A 22,467-nucleotide genomic window follows, 5' to 3' on the forward strand; every position below is an offset into this window, starting at 1 on the left:
TTTCAAAGACTTAGAAAAATTTTATCCATTCGACTCCAATCGAAATCAGACAATAATCGCTTCAATTTACCCTCTGTTTTTTCAAGATTTACATAATGCCTAAATTTCGACTTCCAGTCAGCCCCAGGAATACGAGGCTGCATGGCATCAATTTCCCAAGGGTGAAAGTAAAATATAGCCGGCATTTTCTCCCTTGAATTAACTCGATTCAACATCCAGTTAGATAGTGCATATGGAAACAATCTAAAATATCCGCCGCCGCTAGATGGAAAATTTTTATTCAAAAATCTTAATGTTGTAATTGGAATTTCCAATAAACCTTTTCTTGACTCATAAGGAAAACGTGGAGAATTCGGCATTCCATAATGATCATGTTGAATCGGATAAATGCTAGAACTATATTTGTAGCCTGCTTCCAACAGAGAATCAAACGCCCAGAGATTCGCTTCCCCAATTGAAAAACTGGGCGCTCTGTAGCCACGAACTTCAACACCACCGATATCTTCTAAAATATTTTTAGACAAAACAATATCAGACAAGAACTTCGAAGCAGTTAGATCACTAACGCGTTCATGGCCATATCCGTGGCTAGCTAATTCATGACCTTGATCGACTATAAGTCGAACCATATTGGGATAACGTTCGGCAATCCAGCCCAACGTGAAGAACGTAGCCTTAACATTGCGAGCATCAAGTAAGGTCAGTATGGAGTCGATATTCTTTTCCACCCTACAATCCAAACTATCCCAACTCGAACGTGAAATATAAGGAGCAAAAGCAGAAACTTGAAAATAGTCCTCCACATCGATGGTCAATGCATTAAAGATCTTTTTTTCAGCCATAGATCAATTCAATTTTGAGGAAATGAAGATATCCAAGTCCATAAATCTGCAGCAATTCTCTCAGCGGCATGCCCATCCCACAATTCAGGCATTCTCCCTTTTTTACCATTGCCAGCAAGCACCTGATTAACACAGTTCATAATGGCATCGTGATCAGTGCCAACCAGCGTATTGGTTCCCTGTTCAATAGTAATCGGGCGCTCAGTATTCTCACGTAAGGTTATGCAGGGAACACCCAGGGCGGTGGTTTCCTCCTGCAAACCGCCGGAATCTGTCAGAACTAATGCAGCATTGCTCATTAGGCCAATCATTTCCAAGTAACCTTGCGGTGGCAATAAAACAATCTTGTTGGTATCAATTGCACGCAGCAAATCAAATTTCTCAAGATTTCCACGAGTTCGTGGATGCAACGCAAAAATCAAGGGCAATTTTTTAGAGATCAAAGATAAATCGTCAACTAATTTAGATAAAGTCTCCTTCTCGTCAACATTGGACGGGCGGTGCAGTGTAACTACGCCATAACCATTTTTACCGCTCAAAATATCGGGAGAAATGCCATAAGAACTCAAAGTATCAGATGCGCTTCGGGCAATTTTTTGACTGAACTTAAGAGTATCAATCATTACATTGCCAACAAAACAAATACGAGCAGAGGGTATGCCTTCTAAATGTAAATTTCCTTCCGCGTTGCGTTCAGTTGTATACAACTTATCCGCTATCTGATCGGTCAAGATACGATTAATCTCCTCAGGCATTGAGCGATCGTGGCTCCTCAAACCAGCCTCTACATGGGCAACCGGAACGTGCTTCTTTACAGCGACCAAAGTGCAGGCCAACGTCGAATTGACATCTCCAACAACCAGAACACATGATGGATCATTTTCGTCCAGAATAGGCTCAAATCGACGCATAACCTCGGAGGTCTGAATTGCATGACTTGCGGAGCCAACTTCAAGATTAATATCCGGTTTAGGTAACTGCAAATCCTCGAACAAACGATCACTCATGTCTTTGTCGTAATGCTGTCCTGTATGAACAAGTAACACTGGAATAACGGGGACATGAGAAGAAAATGCCCTCAATATCGGGGCCATTTTCATGAAATTGGGCCTTGCTCCAACTACACAAATTACGGGTTTTTGTGAAGGCAATTTTTCCATTATTTTAGATCTTTCGAATTATTTATTACTGCATCAAAGTATTGTTTTAGCATGAAAAGTATTTCACTATTTGACTTTTCCAACCTTAGCAGACTTTGTTCTAAGCGCTCAGCATGCAGATCATTACTTATACAATCTATTTTCTTGGAAAATCCATCTAGTAAATTATGAACTTCTGATGATTTAATATCATACGAAGTAAGTACCGAATTTCCAAATTCATTTAATGAACCATTTGAATTTTCTCCGTTCAACGAATTAAACGAAGATCCGGACTCCTCTCTCATCTCTCGCGAAACAGTAGCCACATCATCTGATGTCAATATTTCTTTGTTTTCTAAAAAACCCAATAATAATAATCGATCGCACACTGCATTTATTCGACGAGGAACTCCTCCACTTATATTAAAAATTTCGTCAAACGCAGCACTCTCAAATTCAGGACGACCGGTACTCCCTGCGCATTTCAATCTATGCTGTATATAACCTTGTGTTTCGTCCAGATCCATGGGACCAATATGACAAGCAGCAATTACTCTCTGCCGTAATTGCTGCATCTGCGGATGCTGGAGAACCTCGCGAAACTCAGGCTGCCCAACTAAAAAACTCTGCAACAATGCTTGCTTACCATATTGAAAATTCGATAGCATCCGTAATTCTTCAACAGCACGGGGAGTTAAATTTTGCGCCTCATCCACAATCAGTAAACACCGTTTTCCTTGAGTTGCTTGACTTACAAAAAATGCCTCCAACGCCAATAAAAGATCCGCTTTCGATACATCTTTAACCCGCACACCAAAAGCTGCGGCTACCAAGCGCAATGTATCATCAGCATCTAATTGCGTACTGACTAAACTTCCGGCAATTACTTTGTCAGCATCAAGGCTATCAAGCAAGCCACGAACAATTGTGGTTTTTCCAGCACCGATCTCACCGGTGATAACAATAAAACCTTCATTTCTGAGTACCCCATACTCCAAATATGCTTTGGCTCTATTGTGTTGTTTGCTTGAAAAATAAAATGCCGGATCAGGATTAAGCTGAAAAGGCTTAATATTTAAACCATAAAATGATTCATACATAGATTAAAACTGCACTGATAATCCACCATTAATGGAGTTAGCGTTGTAAGGAGAAATGCCACCAGAATAAATAGTTCGACGAACCCCAAATGTAGCTATAGTTTTCAAATTCAGTTTAGTTGAGGCATCAACACTAAAAGATTTCAAGTTTGAAGTTAAATTAGAACCATCACTGCTAGTCTTTTGGCTAGTAAGCTGAGTATTTAACGACGTATCTGGATTAAGACGGTGCGTCAGACTGAAAGTAATTGCGCGTTGTGTTATAGCATTAGCACCATCAAAACCAATTGATGATTGGTTTATTTTTTGCCCAACACTTTGCATGGCGGTAAATGTTAAGATATCTCTTACACCTAGCAACGAAAACGAAAAATCTCGAGTTCTTTGTATTGACGCTCCGGAAGTTAAATATCCATTCAAAATACTTCCGGACGAGGTTCCATAATTTGTTAAAAGCAAATTATTCACCATTTCAGCACGTTTTATAGGGTCGGGCTCTATTGATGCAAGCTGGCTAAACAGTAGATCATACGTATTTCCTTGTATTGAATTAGACGTAATAGAATTTGTCAAAGATACGCTCTTGGCATCACTAACACGCCAGCTTGTTTTTGGTGTTCTATGTTCAAAATTCAACTTATGCATCTTACCTGCATAAGCATTTTCAATATCTGCAGAAACAGTTGTTCTCTCAGAAGGAGTCCAGATTGCTCCAATACCTGAGGTATTTTTATAACTATTCTCAGATGGAGAGTAATTTCCATACTCTCGCCCAAAAGAAGCTGTTAGATTGAATTGCGGATCAATTAAATATCCTAAAGTATTTTTAATACTGTCAGATCTAGATGTTTGATTTGAACTTTGTTCGACTTTATTCGTCGATAATTGAGAACCCCAATGAAGACGTCCATTTAAACCGACACCATTCAGTTTAAAATTTGCGGACTGTCCATTTGTATTTGCGAATTGTGCATCTTTTGCACGAGTAGTTGATGCCTCGTATCTTGCCTCATAATCAGCAAAATAACTTAATCGCCCTTTAATATATGGAGAAACCCTATATGACGAAACTTCAGTTTTATTTGCGTTAGAGAAACCATCTACGGTTGATTGTGTTCCAAATGCAGAAATAGTTCTTTGTGAAACTTTCCCATTTGCGTCAACAAACGCCCATTTATCTATAATCTCAACAGATCCTGTAGCATCAAGTGCATTTTGTAGTTCATTTTTACTTGAATCATTAGATTGAATTATTTGATGCAAAGAATAATCTAGGGAGCCCACTATTCTTCCGGTAGAACTACTCAGATGCACTCCAGGACTAACATCTGTTGTCCATCCAGATTGTTTATTTTCATTCGTACGATAATAATTATCTGTATAGTATTCAGTTATAGATATTCTGGGAACAATAGATGCAGCTCTTGCTGAACTTCCAGCATCTACATTTGATGAATTTTCCTGAGAATAACTTGGAGATGAAAATAAAACCACCATCCATAAATGCAATGTTTTTTTATAGATATTTTTTTTCATTTTCAAAACAACAAAACAATTTATCTATACTAAAGTTCATGTATCGGATTGCGCATAGCCGTATCCATATCCACCATATCCAGCATATCCACCTTGTGAGCCATTTCGAGCTTGATTCAGTACCATCATTTTCACGGGGCACGACTCAATTGATGTAAGTGCATGCTGAACACTTGTCTGCAATGTTTTTTCTGCATGAACAACTATAACAATTTGACCCATATGCGTAGCCAAAACACGAGCCTCTGTAGTTAATAGCAATGGAGGTGAGTCAAATATAATAATTCGATCAGAATATCGATTGGCAATATTTGTAATTAATGCACTCATTGCATCACTGGCTAACAACTCTGTCGCACGCAGATGGGGGGTGCCACTAGGTAACAGAGTTAATTTATCTATATTTGTTTTTAATAAAACGCTTGATAGATCTTCAACTTCGCCAACCAATAAATCCAATAAACCAGGACTAGCTGGCAAACCCAGCATTCTTAAAACGGAAGGACGAGCAACGTCCGCATCGACCAACATCACAGTATTGTCTAGCTCGGTTGCAATGCTCATCGCCAAATTAATTGCGGAAAAACTTTTCCCCTCCCCAGCTAATGCACTTGTAACCATAATAAGGTTACCATTTTCTATCTTTGATGCCCCCCTCCCCATCGCATTGCTTATTAATGGTCTCTTAATTACTCGATATTGATCCGCGATCTGTGAACGAGGGGCATTTGGACTAACTATACCCGCTGCATTTAGTGCATCCAAATCCAAATCAACTTTTCTCGAGAAGCTCTTATTTGTAGTGTTTACTTTTTCATCTAAATTGCTAGCCGTTGCCAAACCTATTTTCGTATTTTCTTTAGTTAGTTGTACATCTGCAATAACTTCTTCAGGTACAGCAACACCAGCTCGCCGAAGTTGTTCCAAACGCCGTGTTGCTTGCTCAATCAAGCTGCTCATAAATTACCCTACCTGTCCGGAAATAATAGTCAACGCAGCAATCGCAATAATAAAAACTCCGACAAGACCACCCGATGCTAAAAAGAATTTTTTAAGATCAGATCGCTCGCGCGCTTTAGCAGTTTCACTCATAACAAGTGTGACCACTCCTAATATTGGCAAATCAATAACACTACGAAGCGTACGTGCGTCGTGAAAAACGGGTTTCAATTGACTTGAAGCAAATGCAGTAAATCCTCCCACAGCCAATGCTACACACATAACAAGCAACAATAAAAGGACTCTATTTGGAGCTACCGGTTTTGGCGAAACTCTTGGTGGATCAATTAATCGGAAATCTGCTACTCCAGCAGCCGACTCCAAGTCGCCTGATAAAGATGCCGACTCACGCCGCGTGACCAAATCTTCATAATTTTTCTTATTAATCGCGTAGTCTCTATTTAACTGCGCATATTCGGCTTCGGTTTGAGGTGCAGTTTTCATTGTTTCACGAGCCCGGTCGTAGCGCGCTGAATACTCAGACACACGAGCACGTAATGCGGCTACTTGCACCTCAGACGAGGCCAACAACCGCCCCATTTCTTGCGCAGCAAGGCTATTGCCACCACCACTGGCAGCCGAACTATTTAGCATGGCAGTTTTTCTTAGTTCCTGCACTTCTTTACGCTTTTGCTCTTCTAGTTCTTTTATTAGCTTTCGCGCGCTTACGATATCTGGATGCTGCTCGGTAAATCGCTGTAATAAGCCATCTAAATTTCTCTTTTGTGCCTCAATTCGAGAATCTATTTCAGGCGTGGCAAGAGATTGCGCAGACTCTTGTAGCAAACTCTTCGAAGTAATACTTGAATTTTGAGATTTCTCATTTTGTAACTGCAATTTTGCTGCGTCTCGAGCATTTTCCGCCTCGCGCAACTCAAGTTTTGCCTGATTTAATTGAGATGATATTTCTCCAAGTTTTCCAGCTATATCGGTACCACCACCTGCAGTTTGAACATCTATATTTCGCAACTTAAATTCTTTCAAACGAGCTTCAGCAGCTTCGAGTTTTGATTCATAGGTTTTTATTTGTTCATTAATAAATTTCTTAGCTGCATCGGTGTCTTTTCTACTATCACCCATACTAGATTCCACGAAAATAGAAACAAGAGACTGGACAACTCTTTTTGCCTTTTCCGGATTCGGGTCTTGATAAGATAATGTATAAAGATTATCTCTTGCAGTACTTTTTATTTGTAATGTACTCATTAATCGCTCAATTAAACCATCTTGAGCCGATTTGGATGAATTTGATAAATCAAGATCAGCCATGCGAATTAATTTCTCAACATTTGGACGTGTTATTAATGTCCGACTTAACATTCCGACTTGTTGATCAACGTTTGGCTGAACCGCTAAACCAGACATTAGGGGTTTCAAAATCGATTGAGTGTCTACATAGATGCGGGCGGATGCCTCGTAACGGTCAGGAACACGCAACACCACACCAACGCCAACTATTCCAATTAACCAAGCGACAACCACGCCGAGCCATCGATATTTCCACGCACCTTTAGCATAGGTTAGTATTTGACTAATTATTTCATCCATTAGATAATTCTTTGCTGAATATATTTACTTATCGAATGCGTGGAAATCATTTTCAAAACCATCCCTGCGGTATTATCAATATATCTCCAGGTCGCATTTCAACATTTAATGAAACGTCACCGCGCTTAATAAGATCCTTCAAGCGAACAGCATATCGTTTATCACCCTCTGCTGTTCTTAAAATGGTTGCTGCATTGCCATCAGCGAAATCAGTCAATCCACCGACCGCAATCATTACATCCAGTACAGTCATTTTATTTTTGTAAGGTAGCACCTGAGGTTTCATAGCCTCACCAACCACTCGTATCTGCTCGCTGTACGGCCCTACAAACCCTGTGACGATCACTGTTACGACTGGGTCACGTACGAACTTAGCCAGCAATGTTTCCACCTCTCGTGCAACCTCCACCGAGGTCTTGCCTTGAACGCTCAACTCATCGATCAACGGCGTAGTCAATTTTCCATCGGGACGCACTGGCACTGTCATAGACAACTCCGGATTTCGCCATACGATGATGTTGAGTGAGTCCCCTGGTCCAATGATGTAGTTGTAGTCGGTCGAGGGCATTGCGATTGCCGGAGCGGCAGGAAATGCAGGTGAAAACCATGAGCAGGCGGTCACAAGAGACGCTACTAAAGCAACCAAGGCCCACCGAACTGCGGCCACAAAAAAAACGTTAAAAGTTTTCAAAATTATTCCCCGTACTGAATTAATTGCTTGCACATACCTAGTTTGAATATAACCTAGTTCGACACATCTCTATAGTCAAAAATCATGGTTGTGAGCAGTCTAATTTAGATAGCCAAGCACACTCTCAGAGACAAAGCAATGCGTTTTTTGCTGACTATGAAGAATAAGATATGGCGGAAGCCGTGGTTCAAGTCCACGCCTGATACCCTTTCCAGCACAGCACCATGCAGTCACAAAGAGGTGGTTGGGTCAATTTTGTCGATGTCTTACCTTACATATCCCAAATACTAGTTTCATAGCGTTCCAACCATGGGATCAGTGCCAGACTGTGGTCATGGTCACGTCTAAGGTCACAAGTTCTAACATGAAATATTCCCCTACATAGGCTGAATTTCCCTAGGGGGGGTCCCACCTCGTTGCTGAGCAACAATTTGAAACACAGCCACTCCCACCCAAACAAAAAAACAATAGTCTATAAAAATATAACGCTTGACATTTTCGCAATCGCAAGACAATTGCATCACATTCAATTTAACTAGAGAAATGAATAATTTGTATATTTCACCAATAAATAAGACCACTTAGTCATTTAATGAAAATAATGACTGTTATTTTTCAACTCGCCCCTGCAAAATAGGTCTGATAAATCTTAGTAGAAACAGTTGAAGTGGATTTGAGTTCCCCCATGGTCTCCAAGTAAATTTTAGCTTCTGATGATATGCATCAAATTGCATTCCCCACGGAGCCGCTTTCATTGCACCACGACTCAGCAGCAACTTCAAAACAGATGTTCCTATTACACCTGCACATAGGTCGCAAGCCATCACCGTTGAAGGGCCACGTTTTTCTCGGAAATTTACTGCCTCCGGTGCAACCAAATAGTTACGATTGAGCATTGCTGGAGATAAGCCGGCTATGAAACGAGCATATTGCTCCTGCACACTATGACCTTCCATTTTAAAATATTCCTCAAAACTCATACCATTTGGATTGAAATATAAAAGTGCTGTACTCATCCCCAGGGGGGCCGCAGTTAATGCAGGAATTCCTTTTTCACGGCACTTGGCAAACACCATACGGCGTGCAGGCAAGGCAAAGAAGTCAAGCGCATCAACATACACATCTACGTCGCGTAAAAACTCATCTACATTATCTAATTTAATGCCATCGGGGAAAGTTTTAATATTTATATCTGGATTAATATCTGCCGCAATAGTCGTCATAGTTTCGAGCTTCGCCCTCCCCATAGAAGACATGAATGCACCAGCCTGCCTATTCAAATTGTGAACATCAAAAGTATCAAAATCTGATATATTAAAATTACCTAACCCTAACCGCACAAGTGTCAATAGATGCGTTCCGCCTACGCCACCCAAGCCAGCAATTGCAACCTTAGAATTTTTCAATTTCAATTGTTCATCCGAAGTAAGCCATCCTATATTTCGTGAGAATGCTTTTTCGTAATTAAATATCATATCTACACCTTAAATAAGCTTGACCGAATGTCACTAAAGTAAAAGAAATGGAGCGCACAGATGAGAGAAGATATTTTAAAAATTGCACACAGTGGCGTGCTCGCACCATCTGCAGACAATCAACATGTATTTCAGATGGAAATCTTAGACTCCGCTATCCGATTGTGGCCCTCACTTGCGTTTGCTGCAACAGTTGAGCCCATTCGTTTGACGCTGGGCCTTGTATCTATTGGCGCCGTAATAGAAAACATGCGAATACAAGCTCTTGCACTTGGCCTGAGCAGCGACATCACCTGGCTCTATAAGCACAACAGCTCAAACCCATTTGCAGAATTACAATTTCATAACATTACCGAACCTATTATCGACGAACTTGCAGACGCAATTCCCCATAGGCATACCAATCGGCGAATGTATCGAGGTTCAAAGCTTAATGACCATCAAGTCAATTCTTTAAATGATGCAGCCGCCAGCATTGATGGAGTACAGCTAATATGGTTGACAGGCATGCAACGAAAAAAAGCGCTTCAGCTTATTTGGCGTGCTGAGAGCGAAAGATTTTTGCAAAAATCATTGCATGAGGATCTTTTTTCATCTATTCGCTTTGACCTAAAGTGGAACGAAACAGCAGAAAATTTACTCCCGCCAGGCGCACTAAGTATTGAAAGTCCCATGCGACCAATTTTTAAGGCTCTCCGAAGCTGGAATTTAATGCGGTCATTAAGTTTCTTTGGCGCGCATCACATTATCGGATTAAGGGCTGGCCTCTTACCTTGCTGGCAAGCCCCTGCGCTGGGTCTGCTGACTACAACGATAGGAATAGAAAAAGGTGCCATCTCCGCAGGTGCAGCCTTGGAACGTATATGGTTAAAAGCAACACAATTAGGAATGGCCATGCAACCATTGGCTGCCTCAGCCATGTTGGCACTTCCTAATAACTCAGGCCAAGGCGCATCCGATAAACTTAGATCAACGCTGGTTTCTGGTTGGAGAGAAATTACTCCTGAAAGTTTGCCAATCATGGTGTTTCGCATGGGGCGGGCCAGTGCGCCCAGCATCAGAACATCAAGATTACCTCTCACCCAATACATCAGAAGAGATCTAATAAAATCCCCCCTCTCGACGCCAACTTAGAAATATATGTATTTCCCTATATAGTAGGCAAAAAAAAGCGAGGTAAAACCTCGCTTTTAATTTAGTTCAAACTTGATTCAAATTTGAATAGAAGACATTTACCTTACTTGGCAGACTTGCGGCGGCTTGCGGATGCAGCCAAACCAGCCAAACCTACACCAAACAATGCTAGTGAGCCTGGCTCAGGCACGCTGTTGAAGTCAACAGCACCTGTAGCTTGAGTAATAGCAACCAAATTGCCATTGCTTGTAAGGCCCTGAGTCGTGTTATTCATCTCCGTGAAGGCAAATGTGTAAAACGGATCAGGATCAACAAAGAAACTCTTGCCAGTTCCGCTGGTGCAATCTGCAGAAGGTATCGCGGTTGCGCCAATTTCTGCAGTGCCAGCACCCGTGCACAGAGCAAAGGTATTAACAGCATTGACATATGCACCACCCAGGCTGTTAAAACCGGTCACGCCGTTCAATAAAGAACCATAGCCCAACAGGATGTCGTCACCAGTACCAGAAACGCTTGCTTCAGTACCAGTTCCAGCGGCGCTTGCTGCAGTGAACGAGTTGTTGTTCGACGGATCAGCCCACACCTTGAAATTCAGCAGGGTCAATTGGTTAACGCTGTTCGGAGTATTTACACCACTGCCGCCACCCACATAAGTATCAACCAGATCAAAAGTCACATACAAACCGTAGGAGCCGAGCACGCTACCAAAACCTTTTACTGGCGAACCCAGCAAATCCAGCGTGCTAACTTGCAGCCAACCGGAACCGGTGTGACCAGTTGCGGTGGTGTGCAGAAGTTCCGACGACGTGCCAGAAAACTTGTCGCCAGTTTTCAACGCAGTTGCACCGCCAATGATCGCGCTGCTATCGATAGTGAATGTTGGGACCGCAGACGCAGAACCTGCGCTCAATGCGAGCACAACACCAGCCGCCATTGCTGCAGCGGAGACTTTTGGCATTGAAAATTTCATGATGTACCCCTTAGAGTGAAAGTTAAACAGTCTGGTCCACTGCGGAATCGACCGTTGATTACTTAAAGCACGCAGTATGCCAATCACAAAAAAACCATAAGAATCAATGACTTATAAAACAAAATGCAGCTTTTCAACATCAATGTGTAAGATTTTCCGACAGGACGCCTCATAGGCTCAAGCCGCAGAAGCTAGAAAAAGTAGGTACCCAAGACTTGCATGGCTCGACGGTCCGGCAGGCTTCCGAAGTCACTACCTGTACGCCCCATGTTCTGCTGTAATTGAAACGTCAAATCAAACTTAGCCCAATGGTGTCGCAATTCCAGCCAAGCAAGTCGGCTGCTATCGCCCATGTTGACCCGCAGGTAAGCTGTCAAATCCAAGTCCTTGAGAAAAAGGCCCTTTTGCGTTACGTAAACCAAGTAGGCTTGACGAGAAGCAAGTTCTTGCAATCGCAAAGATTCGCTTAGATAGGCTTGTTGGGCCAAAGCCCCCCCCATTCCTGGTGCAGACCAGTCAGGCTTGTCGGGTGCGAAGCCGTTATATTCATATTCGGCGGTTACGGACAACTTACTCAACGTGGTGTAAGTTGCCCCACCCGCAAATCGGTTACGTGTTGAAGTACTGGTTGGCAGACCCGCAACACGGCTCAATAAATCAGACTCCTTACTGCGCGACCACTCCAAATGCGCCACGGCAGCGTCCGACAACAAAGCTGTCAAATTAGCCCCCAGAGCAGACGAAAGACCATCTTGCTTATAGACGAAGAATTGACTACTTACCCGCTGAGAAAATTGACTCCCGAGCACCACTAAAGCCCTATCCCGATTATTGGTAGACCCAAGGTCTAGGCTCCAGGTGTCCTGACTAGGGTTGTCTGCCATCTTGGGAGCAAATGCAACAGACAAAGAGCCGCCAGCCCATAGGCTTTGCGCCCTCAGCATGACAGTGCCCAACCGATTCTCTCGCAGAGCGAAAGGATCGGCAGTGGTTACCGCACGCAAGCTACCATCGCGGAAAAAATCTGTTGGGTTGTAGCCATAGCTAGGCCCATAGCGCAAATTAATGCGCCCAGCTTCTGCGATTACCCCTCCGTCATCCGACTGCCAGCTTATATAAGCCTCACGCAAGCTGTTGACGCTCTCATCAAGACCCGCATCCCTGGGATGAATTTGATCGAACCGGTCAGAGATCACACCCCGCCAGCCTGGGGCAAGACGCTCCGTATGGGTAAAGTCGATAGACGCGCGAGATGTGTTCACACTGCTCGACTTATACCGCTGGCTAGCATTGCCAACTGCGCCCTCAACAAAAAGCTTGGTGTCCCGAGTGCCCTCGGCTGCGGCACTCATATCGCTTTCGAGATTAAGTGCATCTACCTCGGCACCACTTGCACTCAAAGATGGCAGGGGCTGCATCATTAACAGCGTGACAGCCGACAAAAAAATGGAACGAGAAACGATAGTCATCGGATTAATCAGGTTGAAAACGGGGCAGAAAATCTCTTTGCATCCAACTTTCAGGGATGTTACGGGCTTTGTAATCAGAAAAACGCATGAGCGTCACGGATTGGGGATCCAGCCCGTCAATGATCACACTCTCCGTTGGTCGCTCGGCACCTAGCTGCGGTTGGAACCTCCGGTAATAAACCGTTTTAAGCAGCCGAGAGGATTCGGCATAGAACCGCCCCTTGATAGGTCGGTTATTTTCCTTATCCACCCACATTTCTATGCTGGCATATGTCACTTCGGGAGTTGCTGCAGTCAAAGCCAATTTATACGCCTTGCGCATATGCTTTTCACCATCCTGAACTTCCTCTTCGCCAGCAAGCGTTGCCTTGTAATCTTTGGCCAAATTAACGGTAGCTACATCACCATTGGATGCCTGTCCCAATAACCGCTGCTGAGGAGACAGGCGAACACTGGCTTTACTGCTAGGGTCATAAAACCACATATCGTTGCCGCTTTTAAGCATCAACTTACCAGCATCACGAGCAGGTAAAACAAAGCGTATCAGGCTAGAGAATTGCCCCCCCTGATGCTGGTTCAACGAGTAACTGGTCAAGGTGCTGCTGTCTGCTTGCTTACCGCCCTGAAACTCCGTCAGCGTAACAGTGACACTGAATGCACGGCCAGGATTGCGGATAGCATCACTGGCGACAAGTATCTCCTCCGCCGATGGTGCGGCCCAAGCCGAAGTAGTGCACAGCACACAAAAGTATAGGAATATGCGTAGTGACTTCATGATGACTGCCTTGATGAATTCAAACGTGGCGCAATGCTTCTACGATCTTGAGTTGTGCTGCTCGGTAAGCAGGCCACCAAGCAGATAGTATGGCGATGCCAATCAGGCCCAAAGTCGTGCCAACGATCATTTTCAGCTCTCCAGCTACCAAAATGGTCAGCGGTACCGGCTCTACCGTACTAGGTGGAACCCAAGGAATATCCAGCCGATTAATGATTGCCGAAATCACCAAAGCCAGTACGACACCCAAAACTGCACCACACACACCAAGCAAAGCCCCTTCTGTGACAAACAGCCCCCGGATGCCAGCACGTCGCAAACCAATTGCGCGCAAGGTCCCAATTTCTACCGTGCGCTCAACCACAGCGGTATTCATGGTGTTACTGACAGTAAATAAAACAATCGCACCAATCAGCAAAAAAACAAAACCGAATATGGTGTCAAACATTTGCACCGTTTGCACATAGAACGGATTCAACATGCGGAAGTCGAGCACCGCCAATGGTTGGCTGCTGGAATACTTTGCCAATATGGGCTCCAGGCGCGCTACGGCTGCGGGTATCTGATCGGAGTGTCTTAACTGAAGAATGATGGAAGTCACTTTGGGAGCAGATTTGCCGTATACCAATTGCTGAATTTTTGCCAGGTGCATGATGAGAGCGATTTCGTCCAGCTCCTTGACACCCTGGTCTTCGGCCCGAACCACCTCCAGAGAAGTTACATTGGGCGCACCTCTGGAATTCACCAAGAGCACTTCAACCCTGCGCGGGCTGGAATTGCTAGCGCTGGAGACAGCTTTTGACTCCTGCATGCTGAGCTGAGCGATATCGTCCGGCACGGCCTCGCCGTCCCCTGATCGCTTCTTATCCGGCTTGGGGCAGTGCTCAACCTTCAAGGCATCACATAACTGCAACACCCTTGCAACCCCGACCCCCACCACAGCAGAGTCCAACGCCGTCCCCTCCAGGGTCGAAATTGGAGCCTTGGAACGCAGGCCAAAATCATTCCATTGCCGCATGCGGTTGATATCTTCGGCGACAAACCCTGTTCCAATCACAGTACGAGAAACACTGGCTGCATAGTTGCCGGCAATGCCGCCGAACTGCAAGGTTGGCGTGGCGACCAGTACCATTTTGCGTAGCACTTCATCCTGCTGAATATCAGTCAAAATTTTGGCGTAGTCACTGATGCCGTAGTCGGTGGGATTCCCGCTGCCATAGAGATAAAAGTCGCGGTGCTGGATCTGCAAGTGCCCGCCCCGCTGCACGATGCGGGTGTGCATCTCGTAATTGATGTTGCCGCTGAAGCCACCAAACAACAAAATGGCAGCACAGCCAATCGACATCGCGACCAAAGTAGCAAGAGAGCGACGCCGGTTGCGCAGCAAATTGCGCAGAGCCAGATTCAGGGTTCTTCTCATTTTGACGCACCCATGTTCTTGCGCTGAACGTCACGGATCACACCATCGTGCAGAAAAATAGTGTCATCCGCCGCTTTGATAACTTCTGGATCGTGGGACGAAAAAATAAAAGAGATCTGGTAGCGGTCCACCATACGGCGCATCAAAGACAAAATGGCAGCCCCCGTCTGGCTGTCCAGATTTGCCGTAGGCTCATCGGCAATGACCAATTTGGGTTTGCGGGCCAAAGCCCGGGCGATGGCCACGCGCTGCCGCTGGCCGCCAGACAACTGGCCTGGCAGGTTCTTGGCCCGATCTTCCAAACCCACCGCCTCTAACAACTTGGGTACACGGGTACCGCGCGTTTTGGCAGACACCCCCGCCAGTAGCAACGGATATTCGATATTCTCGTAGGCACTCAACACCGGAAGCAGATTGAAGTTCTGGAAAATGAAGCCGATGTTCTTGGCGCGAAAGTCAGACAAAGCATCGTCGCTCAGCTCACCCACCTTGCAGTCCGACACGAGAATTTCGCCCTTGTCCGGTCTATCGATGCAACCGATCATGTTGAGCAAAGTGGTCTTCCCGCTCCCGGATGGCCCCATCAGCACCGTAAAACATGCTGATCGCACCATCACATCGATACCTTTGATGACGGGGACGCTCACCGAATCGAGCCTGTAGGTTTTCTCGACTTGCGTAAGCATTGCCACTGGCTGCTGACTCAAGGTTTCTTCTGTCATGTATCCCTCGTTCCTACGGTTGCAGGCCACTCATCCACGCTTGGCTACGGGCGCCCATTATCACCACGCCAGGGTACGTCGTACCCACAATCAAGGTCAAGATAACCCACCATATGCAGACATCGAAATACTGCCTGTTGGACGCCGCGTTGACCAAGATATGGCGTTAGCACACAAGCAGCCTGGAAGGATGAAATCGCCGCTCAGATAATGGGTAACATGCAGTGCGCACAGTCCATCGCGCCAGGGCCTCTGGTGGCGTACCACGGTTGGTTTCAGCCCATTTTCAGCCCCATCGAAATTGCACCGTTACAGTATCGTCCGATGCTCAAAATATTGATAGTCTGCAAGGCCAATATCTGCCGTTCGCCCATGGCGCAAAGCGTCTTGCTCAAATTTGCCGAAGATGCGGGACTGAAACGCAAGTTGCGGGTGGACTCGGCAGGCACCCACGCAGGCCGCATCAGCGAAAAAATGGACGGACGTGCCAAAAATGCGCTGTCTGCCCGCGGCTATGCGGCCGGCAAGGACCGTTCACGCAAAGTCACGGAAAGTGACTTCAATACCTATGAATTGATACTGGCGATGGACCAGTCCAATCTGGCTGATTTGCGACAGATATGCCCCGGCCACCTGACGCACAAGGTTCAGTGCTTTATGGCGTATGCACGCAAGACGGATACAGATGAAGTACCAGACCCGTATTTTGGCAATGCCCAAGGTTTCGAGCGAGTGCTGGATCTCTGCGAGGCTGGCGCGCGCGGCGTGGTTGCGCACTGCCAAAGCCTCATCCGATAAGTTTCAAACTTTATAGTAATCGCGGTACCAGGCGACAAAGTTGCCGATACCAGTCTGCACACTGGTACCCGGCACAAATCCCACCCAGTCCTGCAGTGCGTCGGTATTGGCATAGGTTTCTGGTACGTCACCGTCTTGCAGCGGCAATAGACGCTTCTCGGCCTTCTTACCCAGTGCGTCTTCAATGCAACCGATGAAGTCCAGCAAACGAACAGGATTGTTATTGCCGATATTGAACACGCGGTAAGGTGCGTTGCTTGTGGCGGGGTCGGCCAATACAGCGTCGTAATCCGGATTGGGAGCAGCCACACGATCCAACACACGCACCACACCTTCGACGATATCGTCTACATAGGTGAAGTCCCGCTGCATGTTGCCATGGTTGAAGACATCGATCGGGCGCCCTTCCATGATCGCCTTGGTAAACAGAAACAAAGCCATGTCGGGCCGGCCCCACGGACCATAGACCGTGAAAAACCGCAGGCCCGTGGTAGGCAAGCCGTATAGATGGCTATAGGTATGCGCCATCAGCTCATTGGCCTTCTTGGTTGCGGCGTACAGGCTGACAGGGTGGTCCACGCTGTCATGCTCGGAAAATGGCATCTTGGTGTTGCCACCGTACACACTGGAGCTGGACGCATACACCAGATGCTGGACCTTGCTATGACGGCATCCTTCCAGAATATTGATGAAACCCACCAAGTTGCTGTCTACATAGGCCAGCGGGTTCTGCAGGGAATAACGCACACCCGCCTGGGCAGCAAGGTGGATGACGCGGTCAAACTTCTCGCGGGCGAATAAATCGGCTATGCCTGCACGGTCGGCAACGTCCATCTGCACAAAGCGAAAGTTGCTCTGTGGCGTCAGGCGCTTCAGGCGGTTGTGCTTCAGATTGACATCGTAATAGTCATTCAGATTGTCCAGGCCGACGACCTCATCTCCGCGCGCCAACAGCTTCAGCGACGCAGTCATACCAATGAAACCTGCCGCCCCCGTGACCAATATTTTCATGACCCAATCCTTCTGCTCTATGCTTGTGAGGGGCTATCTTAGCCTGTGTTACTGCTGCGTTCGACCAGGAGCACCGGTGAGTACGGCACGTCAACCCCAAACCTCTGCCTGCCGTTGTATGCTGGCTATTGAACGCTTCTGCCGCGTTGGCATGCGGCGCTCATGAACTTAAAGGAAAAACCTATGTTGAAGAAGATTCTGGCCATTCTGGCCATGCTGACTGCAGCCCTGGCTTTCGCCGCGGTGGACGTAAACAAGGCAAGCGTGGCCGATCTCGACGGTGTCAAAGGCATAGGCCCGGGCATTTCCAGCAAGATCCTGGATGAACGCAAAAAAGGCGAGTTCAAGGACTGGAACGACTTGATCGAGCGTGTCAAAGGCATAGGCGACAAAAACGCCGCCAAGTTTTCTGCCGGCGGCCTGACCGTCAATGGCAGCACATTCAATGGTGCAGCTGCTCCCGCCGCCAAGGCAGCACCAGCCGCAGCCGCCGCGCCAGCAGCATCGGATGCAAAAGCCGATGCCAAGAAGGCCAAGGCCGATGCGAAAAAAGCCAAGGCTGACGCCGCCGCCGACAAACCCGCAGCAGCTGCCAGCGCCGCCAAGAAATAGGCAACCCAGCTCCCTCCTCCCAAACCCGCTTCGGCGGGTTTTTTCATGGCCCCCGCGCTGGGCTAGCCCCAGCTCAGGTCACTGGCGCCGGGTTGAACAACACCAGCGAATTTTGCAGACCCCACTGCTCCGCCCAGGTTTTCTTGCCGCTGGCCACCGCCAACATCAGGTGGAACAGCTCCCAGCCCACGTCCTCGATGGTGGCCGATCCGTCGGCTATACGGCCGGCATTGACGTCCATCAGGTCATGCCAGCGGCGTGCCAGGTCCGTGCGTGTGGCCACCTTGATGACCGGCACCTCGGCCAGACCGTAGGGCGTTCCTCGGCCGGTGGTGAAAATATGTACGTTCATACCGGCAGCCAGTTGCAGTGTGCCGCAGATGAAGTCACTGGCCGGGGTCGCGGCATAGACCAGACCTTTTTGCTTCAGCTTCTCACCGGGCGACAGCACACCCGAGATCGGCGCGCTGCCGGACTTGACGATGGAGCCCATGGCCTTCTCAACGATATTCGACAAACCGCCCAGCTTATTGCCCGGCGTGGTGTTGGCGCTACGGTCCACCCGGCCTTTTTGCAGGTAGTTGTCGTACCAGGCCATCTCGCGCACCATGGCATCAGCCACCTCGGTGCTGCTGGCGCGTGAGGTCAGCTGGGCAATGCCGTCACGCACTTCGGTGGTTTCGGAAAACATCACGGTGGCGCCCGCACGCACCAACAGATCGGTGGCAAAGCCCACGGCCGGGTTAGCCGTCACGCCCGAGAAAGCGTCGCTGCCGCCACACTGCACGCCCACCACCAGCTCGGACGCAGGCACGACCTCGCGGCGGCGCAGGTTGAGCCGCTTCAGATGCACCTCGGCCTGGCGCAGGATGGCGTCGATCATGGACATGAAACCCACGTTTTCCTCAGCCTGCAGGCAGACCACGTCTAATGCAGCGTCGCGCTGGTCTTCGATCGGGATCACGCCCGGCGGTAGCAGACGCTCGGGCTGCAGCTTCTCGCAGCCCAGGCTCAGCACCATCACCTCGCCGCCAAAATTCGGGTTTAGGCTGATGTTGCGCAGGGTACGGATAGGAATGATGGCATCGGGCGCGTCGATGGCGACGCCGCAGCCGTAGGTGTGTTCCAGCCCCACCACGTCGTCCACATGCGGATAACGTGGCAACAGGTCGGACTTGATGCGCTTGACGGCAAAGTCCAGCACACCGGCCACGCACTGCACTGTGGTGGTAATGGCCAGGATGTTGCGGCTACCCACCGAACCATCGGCGTTGCGGTAGCCCTCAAAGGTATAGCCCTCCAGCGGCGGCAGCACGGGGGGCGGCACCACCCCGGCATCGCCGGGCATGGGCAGGCCTTCCAGCTCGCGGGCTGCAGGCATTTTCAGCAGGCGCTCATGGACCCAGCTGCCGGCCGGGATATCGCGCTCCGCATAGCCAATAACCACGTTGTAACGCAACACGGGCGCGTCGGCGGCCAGGTCTACCAGGTTGACTTTGTGGCCCTGCGGCACCTTGTCGCGCAGCACCAGGCCGCTGGGCAGCACGGTGCCCGCGGGCAAACCACCGTCGTTCGCCACGATGGCCACGTTATCCCGCGGATGCATGGAAATGGTCAGCGGGGTGGAGGAAGTCATACGGGCGGTCCTTAAAGTGAGGCGGTGCGGGCGCGTGGGAACATTGGAATCTGGAGTGTCATCAGTTGTCAGACAACACCCAGGAATGATGCCCCAAGCCCGCCGCGGCGTCAAGCTGGAGAAACGCGTAGCGGCACGCCATAACCGCCCACAAAGTTTTACCCGTCGGCACTGGACAAACTTGTGGATAAGTTTGGAAATCCGCTGTATGGGGCAGCTAAGTGTTTGTTTTATAAAGACAAAGCTTGCAACGCCTAAAATTTAAGCAGCCCAAGGAAAACGATTGCCCAAGCTGCAAGTCAGGCAAAAGGCCTACCATGGCAAGCTGCCATTTCAAAATACGCAGGAGAAATTTTTATATGTTGAACCGTTCTGCCGGCCTGCTGGCCATCGCCTGTTTCCTGGTTTTCGGTGGCGCGCTGACTGCCTGCGCGACCAAGGCCAACGCCCCGGCCATGCCCCACGCCAGCCCGCCCACCGCCAGCCAGCTGCAGGATTTTCGATGGACGCTGGACTCGGCCAGTGACGGACAAGGCCAGGCCATGGCGGTACTGTTCCCGCGCGCTGACCGCCGCTTTGTCATGGAATTCATGGCCGACCGCATGGCGGTAAGCGGTGGCTGCAATGGCCTGGGCGGCAACTACCGGACGCTGGATGCAGGCATGCTGGAGGTGGGCCCGCTGATGGGCACGCGCAAGGGCTGCGAAGCGCCGCTGATGGAAGCAGACAAAGCCATCAGCGCCCTGCTCGCCCAACCTTTGCAATTGCTGCTGGCAGCAGGCAGCCCGCCGGTCCTGCGGCTGGTATCCAGCCAGGGCCAGACCCTGGTATGGACTGGCACACCCAAGCCCTGACTCGAAATGCTACATATTTGATAGCCACCAGCGCAGTCAAATTCTGCGCTGGCGGCCTATTTCATCAAACACCAAGAATCAGGCGGACTGCACGGCTGCGGGCGTACGGCGGTGTTTCACTTCCAGCCGCTCGGCGGAAAGGTACTGCGGCAAATAGACGTCGAAGGGCATGGTGTCGGCCGCTTCTATATCTTTCTGGGCCTGGACGGACTGCACGGCCATGGCCTCAAAACGGACTTGCTGCTCGGCGCTGAACGGCAAATCCAGCAGCGTCTTGCGGGTGCGTTGCGACTGCTCGGCAATGAACGGCACAAAGGCACCACCGTGACCGCTTTGCATGGCGGCCAGCACGCGTGCAGACGACAGCAGGCTGGGATCAACCAGGGCCGCGTCGGCAGCATCCAGCGCCTCGGTGTACAGGCGGCCGCCATGGGTGGCGTCCAGCGCGGCAGCAATCGGGCGACAGGCGGCCACCAGATCCTGGCCCCAGGCGGTCAACGACACTTCTGCGCCAGCGCGCTCCAGGGTCAAGCCAGGTTCACGGCCACGGGCCGCCACGCGGTGCTGGTTGTGGGCCAGCTCGGTAATTTCCTGCGGGCTGTCGGGCGGGCTGTCGGACAGCAGGCAGTGCAGCAGGAATACATCGATGAAACGCATGGTCTGCGCGGTGATGCCCACGGGCACGAACGGGTCCAGGTCCAGCAGGCGCACTTCCACATACTCCACGCCGCGCTCACGCAGCGCGTGCAGCGGACGCTCTCCGGGGTGAATGACGCGCTTGGGGCGGATGGTGCCGTAAAACTCGTTCTCGATCTGCAGCAGGCTGGTGGCCAGCTGGTTGTAATCGCCGCCGGTACCGCGCACGCCCACCGCCTTGTAGGCCGGGTACGGGCGGGTCAGCGCTTCTTGCAGGGACGCGCCATAACCTTCCAGGCTGTTGTAACTGACAGCCAGCGAAGCCTGGGCATCGCTCTGGTAACCCAGGCGACCCATGCGCAACGAAGTGCCGTGCGGCATGTACATGGTGCGCTCATTGAGCTGCTGCAACTCGTGCTGGCGGCCGGCCACAAAGCTGGAGCACACGGCAGGCGAGGCGCCGAACAGGTACAGCAGCAGAAAGGCATGGCGGCGAAAGTTGCGGATCAGCCCGAAATACTCCTCGCTGGACACGCCCGGCAACGACCAGTTGTAGTGGATGCCAGAGATGGTCTGCATGCGCCGGCCGTAGCGGTGGCCCAGGCCCATGCGGTACACGCTCTTGGCGCGGCCCACATTCGAGCTGCCGTAGCGGCCAATGGGAATGGTCTCGTCGGTGGGCAGACCGCAGGGCATGCTGGACACCCACAGCATCTCGTCGCCCACGGCCTGCATGGCGCGGTAGGTGAACTGGTGCACCTCGGTGAGCTCGTCCAGGCAGGCCTCCACACCGGCATGCACGCCGGTGATCAGCTCAACCTGCGACTCGCTGAAGTCGGTGGTGATGTGCGGATGCGTGAGCGCCGAGCCCAGTGCAGCAGGATGCGGCGTCAATGCCAGGCTGCCGCCGGGTTGAGCGCGCAGGCTTTCCTTCTCCAGCCCACGGCGTATGCCCTGAAGCCGTTCGGGCGCGAGTGCCTGCAGGCGCTCCAGCAAGGCGGCGTGGGACGGTGTGGGCAAACTGGGCATGTCGTGGGTATCCGTAAGAGGACTCACGCAGCACCCGGTGGCGGCCTGCGGCCTCGGCTGCTACGTCA

20 protein-coding genes are annotated in these 22,467 nt (G+C 49.3%); 4 read left to right on the plus strand and 16 right to left on the minus strand.

Going from position 1 to position 22,467, the window contains the following annotated elements:
* Positions 1-2: 2 nt before the first annotated feature.
* The 8 genes from AC07O2_RS11370 to AC07O2_RS11405 form a co-directional block, all read right to left on the minus strand.
* The gene (locus tag AC07O2_RS11370; RefSeq protein ID WP_495075851.1) at positions 3-842 is read right to left on the minus strand and encodes an XrtA system polysaccharide deacetylase; all 840 of its coding nucleotides are present in this window, start codon (positions 840-842) and stop codon (positions 3-5) included.
* An 8-nt stretch (positions 843-850) separates the two neighbouring features.
* On the minus strand, positions 851-2,002 hold the full coding sequence (wecB, locus tag AC07O2_RS11375) for a non-hydrolyzing UDP-N-acetylglucosamine 2-epimerase (RefSeq protein ID WP_495075852.1): 1,152 nt from the start codon (positions 2,000-2,002) through the stop codon (positions 851-853).
* Positions 2,002-3,084, minus strand: a complete 1,083-nt coding sequence (locus tag AC07O2_RS11380; protein ID WP_495075853.1) for an XrtA/PEP-CTERM system-associated ATPase — start codon at positions 3,082-3,084, stop codon at positions 2,002-2,004. Before AC07O2_RS11380 ends, wecB begins: the two co-directional genes overlap by 1 nt.
* A 3-nt stretch (positions 3,085-3,087) precedes the next feature.
* A complete protein-coding gene (locus AC07O2_RS11385; protein WP_495075854.1) occupies positions 3,088-4,620 on the minus strand; it encodes a TIGR03016 family PEP-CTERM system-associated outer membrane protein in 1,533 nt (510 codons plus the stop codon).
* Positions 4,621-4,656: 36 nt separating this feature from the next.
* Positions 4,657-5,580, minus strand: coding sequence for an XrtA-associated tyrosine autokinase (locus AC07O2_RS11390; protein ID WP_495075855.1), 924 nt, complete (start codon positions 5,578-5,580; stop codon positions 4,657-4,659).
* Positions 5,581-5,583: 3 nt separating this feature from the next.
* Positions 5,584-7,167: an XrtA system polysaccharide chain length determinant gene (locus AC07O2_RS11395; protein WP_495075856.1), complete on the minus strand. Its 1,584-nt coding sequence runs from the start codon at positions 7,165-7,167 to the stop codon at positions 5,584-5,586.
* A gap of 52 nt (positions 7,168-7,219) precedes the next feature.
* On the minus strand, positions 7,220-7,735 hold the full coding sequence (locus AC07O2_RS11400) for an XrtA/PEP-CTERM system exopolysaccharide export protein (RefSeq protein WP_495076085.1): 516 nt from the start codon (positions 7,733-7,735) through the stop codon (positions 7,220-7,222).
* A 731-nt stretch (positions 7,736-8,466) separates the two neighbouring features.
* Positions 8,467-9,333: a ThiF family adenylyltransferase gene (locus tag AC07O2_RS11405; protein ID WP_495075857.1), complete on the minus strand. Its 867-nt coding sequence runs from the start codon at positions 9,331-9,333 to the stop codon at positions 8,467-8,469.
* A gap of 60 nt (positions 9,334-9,393) precedes the next feature.
* Between AC07O2_RS11405 and AC07O2_RS11410 the strand changes: the two genes are divergently transcribed.
* Positions 9,394-10,467 (plus strand): hypothetical protein, encoded by a 1,074-nt coding sequence (locus AC07O2_RS11410; protein ID WP_495075858.1) that lies wholly within the window; start codon positions 9,394-9,396, stop codon positions 10,465-10,467.
* A 103-nt stretch (positions 10,468-10,570) separates the two neighbouring features.
* Here the strand turns inward: AC07O2_RS11410 and pepA are convergent, their stop codons facing one another.
* The 5 genes from pepA to AC07O2_RS11435 all read right to left on the minus strand — a co-directional run bounded on the left by pepA (position 10,571) and on the right by AC07O2_RS11435 (position 15,823).
* Positions 10,571-11,437 carry a flocculation-associated PEP-CTERM protein PepA gene (pepA, locus tag AC07O2_RS11415; protein WP_495075859.1) on the minus strand — a complete coding sequence of 289 codons (867 nt, stop codon included), beginning with the start codon at positions 11,435-11,437 and terminating at the stop codon, positions 10,571-10,573.
* 191 nt (positions 11,438-11,628) lie between these two features.
* The gene (locus AC07O2_RS11420; RefSeq protein ID WP_495075860.1) at positions 11,629-12,906 is read right to left on the minus strand and encodes a hypothetical protein; all 1,278 of its coding nucleotides are present in this window, start codon (positions 12,904-12,906) and stop codon (positions 11,629-11,631) included.
* A gap of 4 nt (positions 12,907-12,910) precedes the next feature.
* Positions 12,911-13,681 carry an outer membrane lipoprotein-sorting protein gene (locus AC07O2_RS11425; protein ID WP_495075861.1) on the minus strand — a complete coding sequence of 257 codons (771 nt, stop codon included), beginning with the start codon at positions 13,679-13,681 and terminating at the stop codon, positions 12,911-12,913.
* 19 nt (positions 13,682-13,700) lie between these two features.
* The gene (locus AC07O2_RS11430; RefSeq protein WP_495075862.1) at positions 13,701-15,101 is read right to left on the minus strand and encodes an ABC transporter permease; all 1,401 of its coding nucleotides are present in this window, start codon (positions 15,099-15,101) and stop codon (positions 13,701-13,703) included.
* A complete protein-coding gene (locus AC07O2_RS11435) occupies positions 15,098-15,823 on the minus strand; it encodes an ABC transporter ATP-binding protein (RefSeq protein WP_495075863.1) in 726 nt (241 codons plus the stop codon). Before AC07O2_RS11435 ends, AC07O2_RS11430 begins: the two co-directional genes overlap by 4 nt.
* 324 nt (positions 15,824-16,147) lie before the next feature.
* Between AC07O2_RS11435 and AC07O2_RS11440 the strand changes: the two genes are divergently transcribed.
* Positions 16,148-16,621, plus strand: coding sequence for a low molecular weight protein-tyrosine-phosphatase (locus AC07O2_RS11440; RefSeq protein ID WP_495075864.1), 474 nt, complete (start codon positions 16,148-16,150; stop codon positions 16,619-16,621).
* A gap of 3 nt (positions 16,622-16,624) precedes the next feature.
* On the opposite strand, the gene AC07O2_RS11445 is transcribed toward AC07O2_RS11440, so the two are convergent.
* Positions 16,625-17,632, minus strand: a complete 1,008-nt coding sequence (locus tag AC07O2_RS11445) for an NAD-dependent epimerase (protein ID WP_495075865.1) — start codon at positions 17,630-17,632, stop codon at positions 16,625-16,627.
* A 183-nt stretch (positions 17,633-17,815) separates the two neighbouring features.
* Between AC07O2_RS11445 and AC07O2_RS11450 the strand changes: the two genes are divergently transcribed.
* Positions 17,816-18,244 (plus strand): ComEA family DNA-binding protein, encoded by a 429-nt coding sequence (locus AC07O2_RS11450; RefSeq protein WP_495075866.1) that lies wholly within the window; start codon positions 17,816-17,818, stop codon positions 18,242-18,244.
* A gap of 73 nt (positions 18,245-18,317) precedes the next feature.
* Here AC07O2_RS11450 and garD read toward each other — a convergent pair whose 3' ends face one another.
* Positions 18,318-19,880, minus strand: coding sequence for a galactarate dehydratase (garD, locus tag AC07O2_RS11455; protein ID WP_495075867.1), 1,563 nt, complete (start codon positions 19,878-19,880; stop codon positions 18,318-18,320).
* A 359-nt stretch (positions 19,881-20,239) separates the two neighbouring features.
* On the opposite strand from garD, the gene AC07O2_RS11460 reads away from it, so the two are divergent.
* Positions 20,240-20,734, plus strand: coding sequence for an META domain-containing protein (locus tag AC07O2_RS11460; protein ID WP_495075868.1), 495 nt, complete (start codon positions 20,240-20,242; stop codon positions 20,732-20,734).
* A 78-nt stretch (positions 20,735-20,812) separates the two neighbouring features.
* Here the strand turns inward: AC07O2_RS11460 and gshA are convergent, their stop codons facing one another.
* Positions 20,813-22,399, minus strand: coding sequence for a glutamate--cysteine ligase (gshA, locus tag AC07O2_RS11465; protein WP_495075869.1), 1,587 nt, complete (start codon positions 22,397-22,399; stop codon positions 20,813-20,815).
* Between the last annotated feature and the right edge of the window lie 68 nt (positions 22,400-22,467).

This window comes from Rhodoferax sp. GW821-FHT10B06 (genome assembly GCF_059415605.1).

Bases quoted from the DNA above. Each gene is read 5' to 3' on its own strand.
- AC07O2_RS11440 (WP_495075864.1), top strand. From the start codon at position 16,148: ATGCTCAAAATATTGATAGTCTGCAAGGCCAATATCTGCCGTTCGCCC.
- wecB (WP_495075852.1), bottom strand. From the start codon at position 2,002: ATGGAAAAATTGCCTTCACAAAAACCCGTAATTTGTGTAGTTGGAGCA.
- AC07O2_RS11395 (WP_495075856.1), bottom strand. From the start codon at position 7,167: ATGGATGAAATAATTAGTCAAATACTAACCTATGCTAAAGGTGCGTGG.
- AC07O2_RS11430 (WP_495075862.1), bottom strand. From the start codon at position 15,101: ATGAGAAGAACCCTGAATCTGGCTCTGCGCAATTTGCTGCGCAACCGG.
- AC07O2_RS11380 (WP_495075853.1), bottom strand. From the start codon at position 3,084: ATGTATGAATCATTTTATGGTTTAAATATTAAGCCTTTTCAGCTTAAT.
- AC07O2_RS11420 (WP_495075860.1), bottom strand. From the start codon at position 12,906: ATGACTATCGTTTCTCGTTCCATTTTTTTGTCGGCTGTCACGCTGTTA.
- AC07O2_RS11425 (WP_495075861.1), bottom strand. From the start codon at position 13,681: ATGAAGTCACTACGCATATTCCTATACTTTTGTGTGCTGTGCACTACT.
- AC07O2_RS11370 (WP_495075851.1), bottom strand. From the start codon at position 842: ATGGCTGAAAAAAAGATCTTTAATGCATTGACCATCGATGTGGAGGAC.
- AC07O2_RS11400 (WP_495076085.1), bottom strand. From the start codon at position 7,735: ATGCCCTCGACCGACTACAACTACATCATTGGACCAGGGGACTCACTC.
- AC07O2_RS11445 (WP_495075865.1), bottom strand. From the start codon at position 17,632: ATGAAAATATTGGTCACGGGGGCGGCAGGTTTCATTGGTATGACTGCG.
- gshA (WP_495075869.1), bottom strand. From the start codon at position 22,399: ATGCCCAGTTTGCCCACACCGTCCCACGCCGCCTTGCTGGAGCGCCTG.
- AC07O2_RS11450 (WP_495075866.1), top strand. From the start codon at position 17,816: ATGTTGAAGAAGATTCTGGCCATTCTGGCCATGCTGACTGCAGCCCTG.
- AC07O2_RS11435 (WP_495075863.1), bottom strand. From the start codon at position 15,823: ATGACAGAAGAAACCTTGAGTCAGCAGCCAGTGGCAATGCTTACGCAA.
- pepA (WP_495075859.1), bottom strand. From the start codon at position 11,437: ATGAAATTTTCAATGCCAAAAGTCTCCGCTGCAGCAATGGCGGCTGGT.
- AC07O2_RS11460 (WP_495075868.1), top strand. From the start codon at position 20,240: ATGTTGAACCGTTCTGCCGGCCTGCTGGCCATCGCCTGTTTCCTGGTT.
- AC07O2_RS11385 (WP_495075854.1), bottom strand. From the start codon at position 4,620: ATGAAAAAAAATATCTATAAAAAAACATTGCATTTATGGATGGTGGTT.
- AC07O2_RS11410 (WP_495075858.1), top strand. From the start codon at position 9,394: ATGAGAGAAGATATTTTAAAAATTGCACACAGTGGCGTGCTCGCACCA.
- AC07O2_RS11390 (WP_495075855.1), bottom strand. From the start codon at position 5,580: ATGAGCAGCTTGATTGAGCAAGCAACACGGCGTTTGGAACAACTTCGG.
- AC07O2_RS11405 (WP_495075857.1), bottom strand. From the start codon at position 9,333: ATGATATTTAATTACGAAAAAGCATTCTCACGAAATATAGGATGGCTT.
- garD (WP_495075867.1), bottom strand. From the start codon at position 19,880: ATGACTTCCTCCACCCCGCTGACCATTTCCATGCATCCGCGGGATAAC.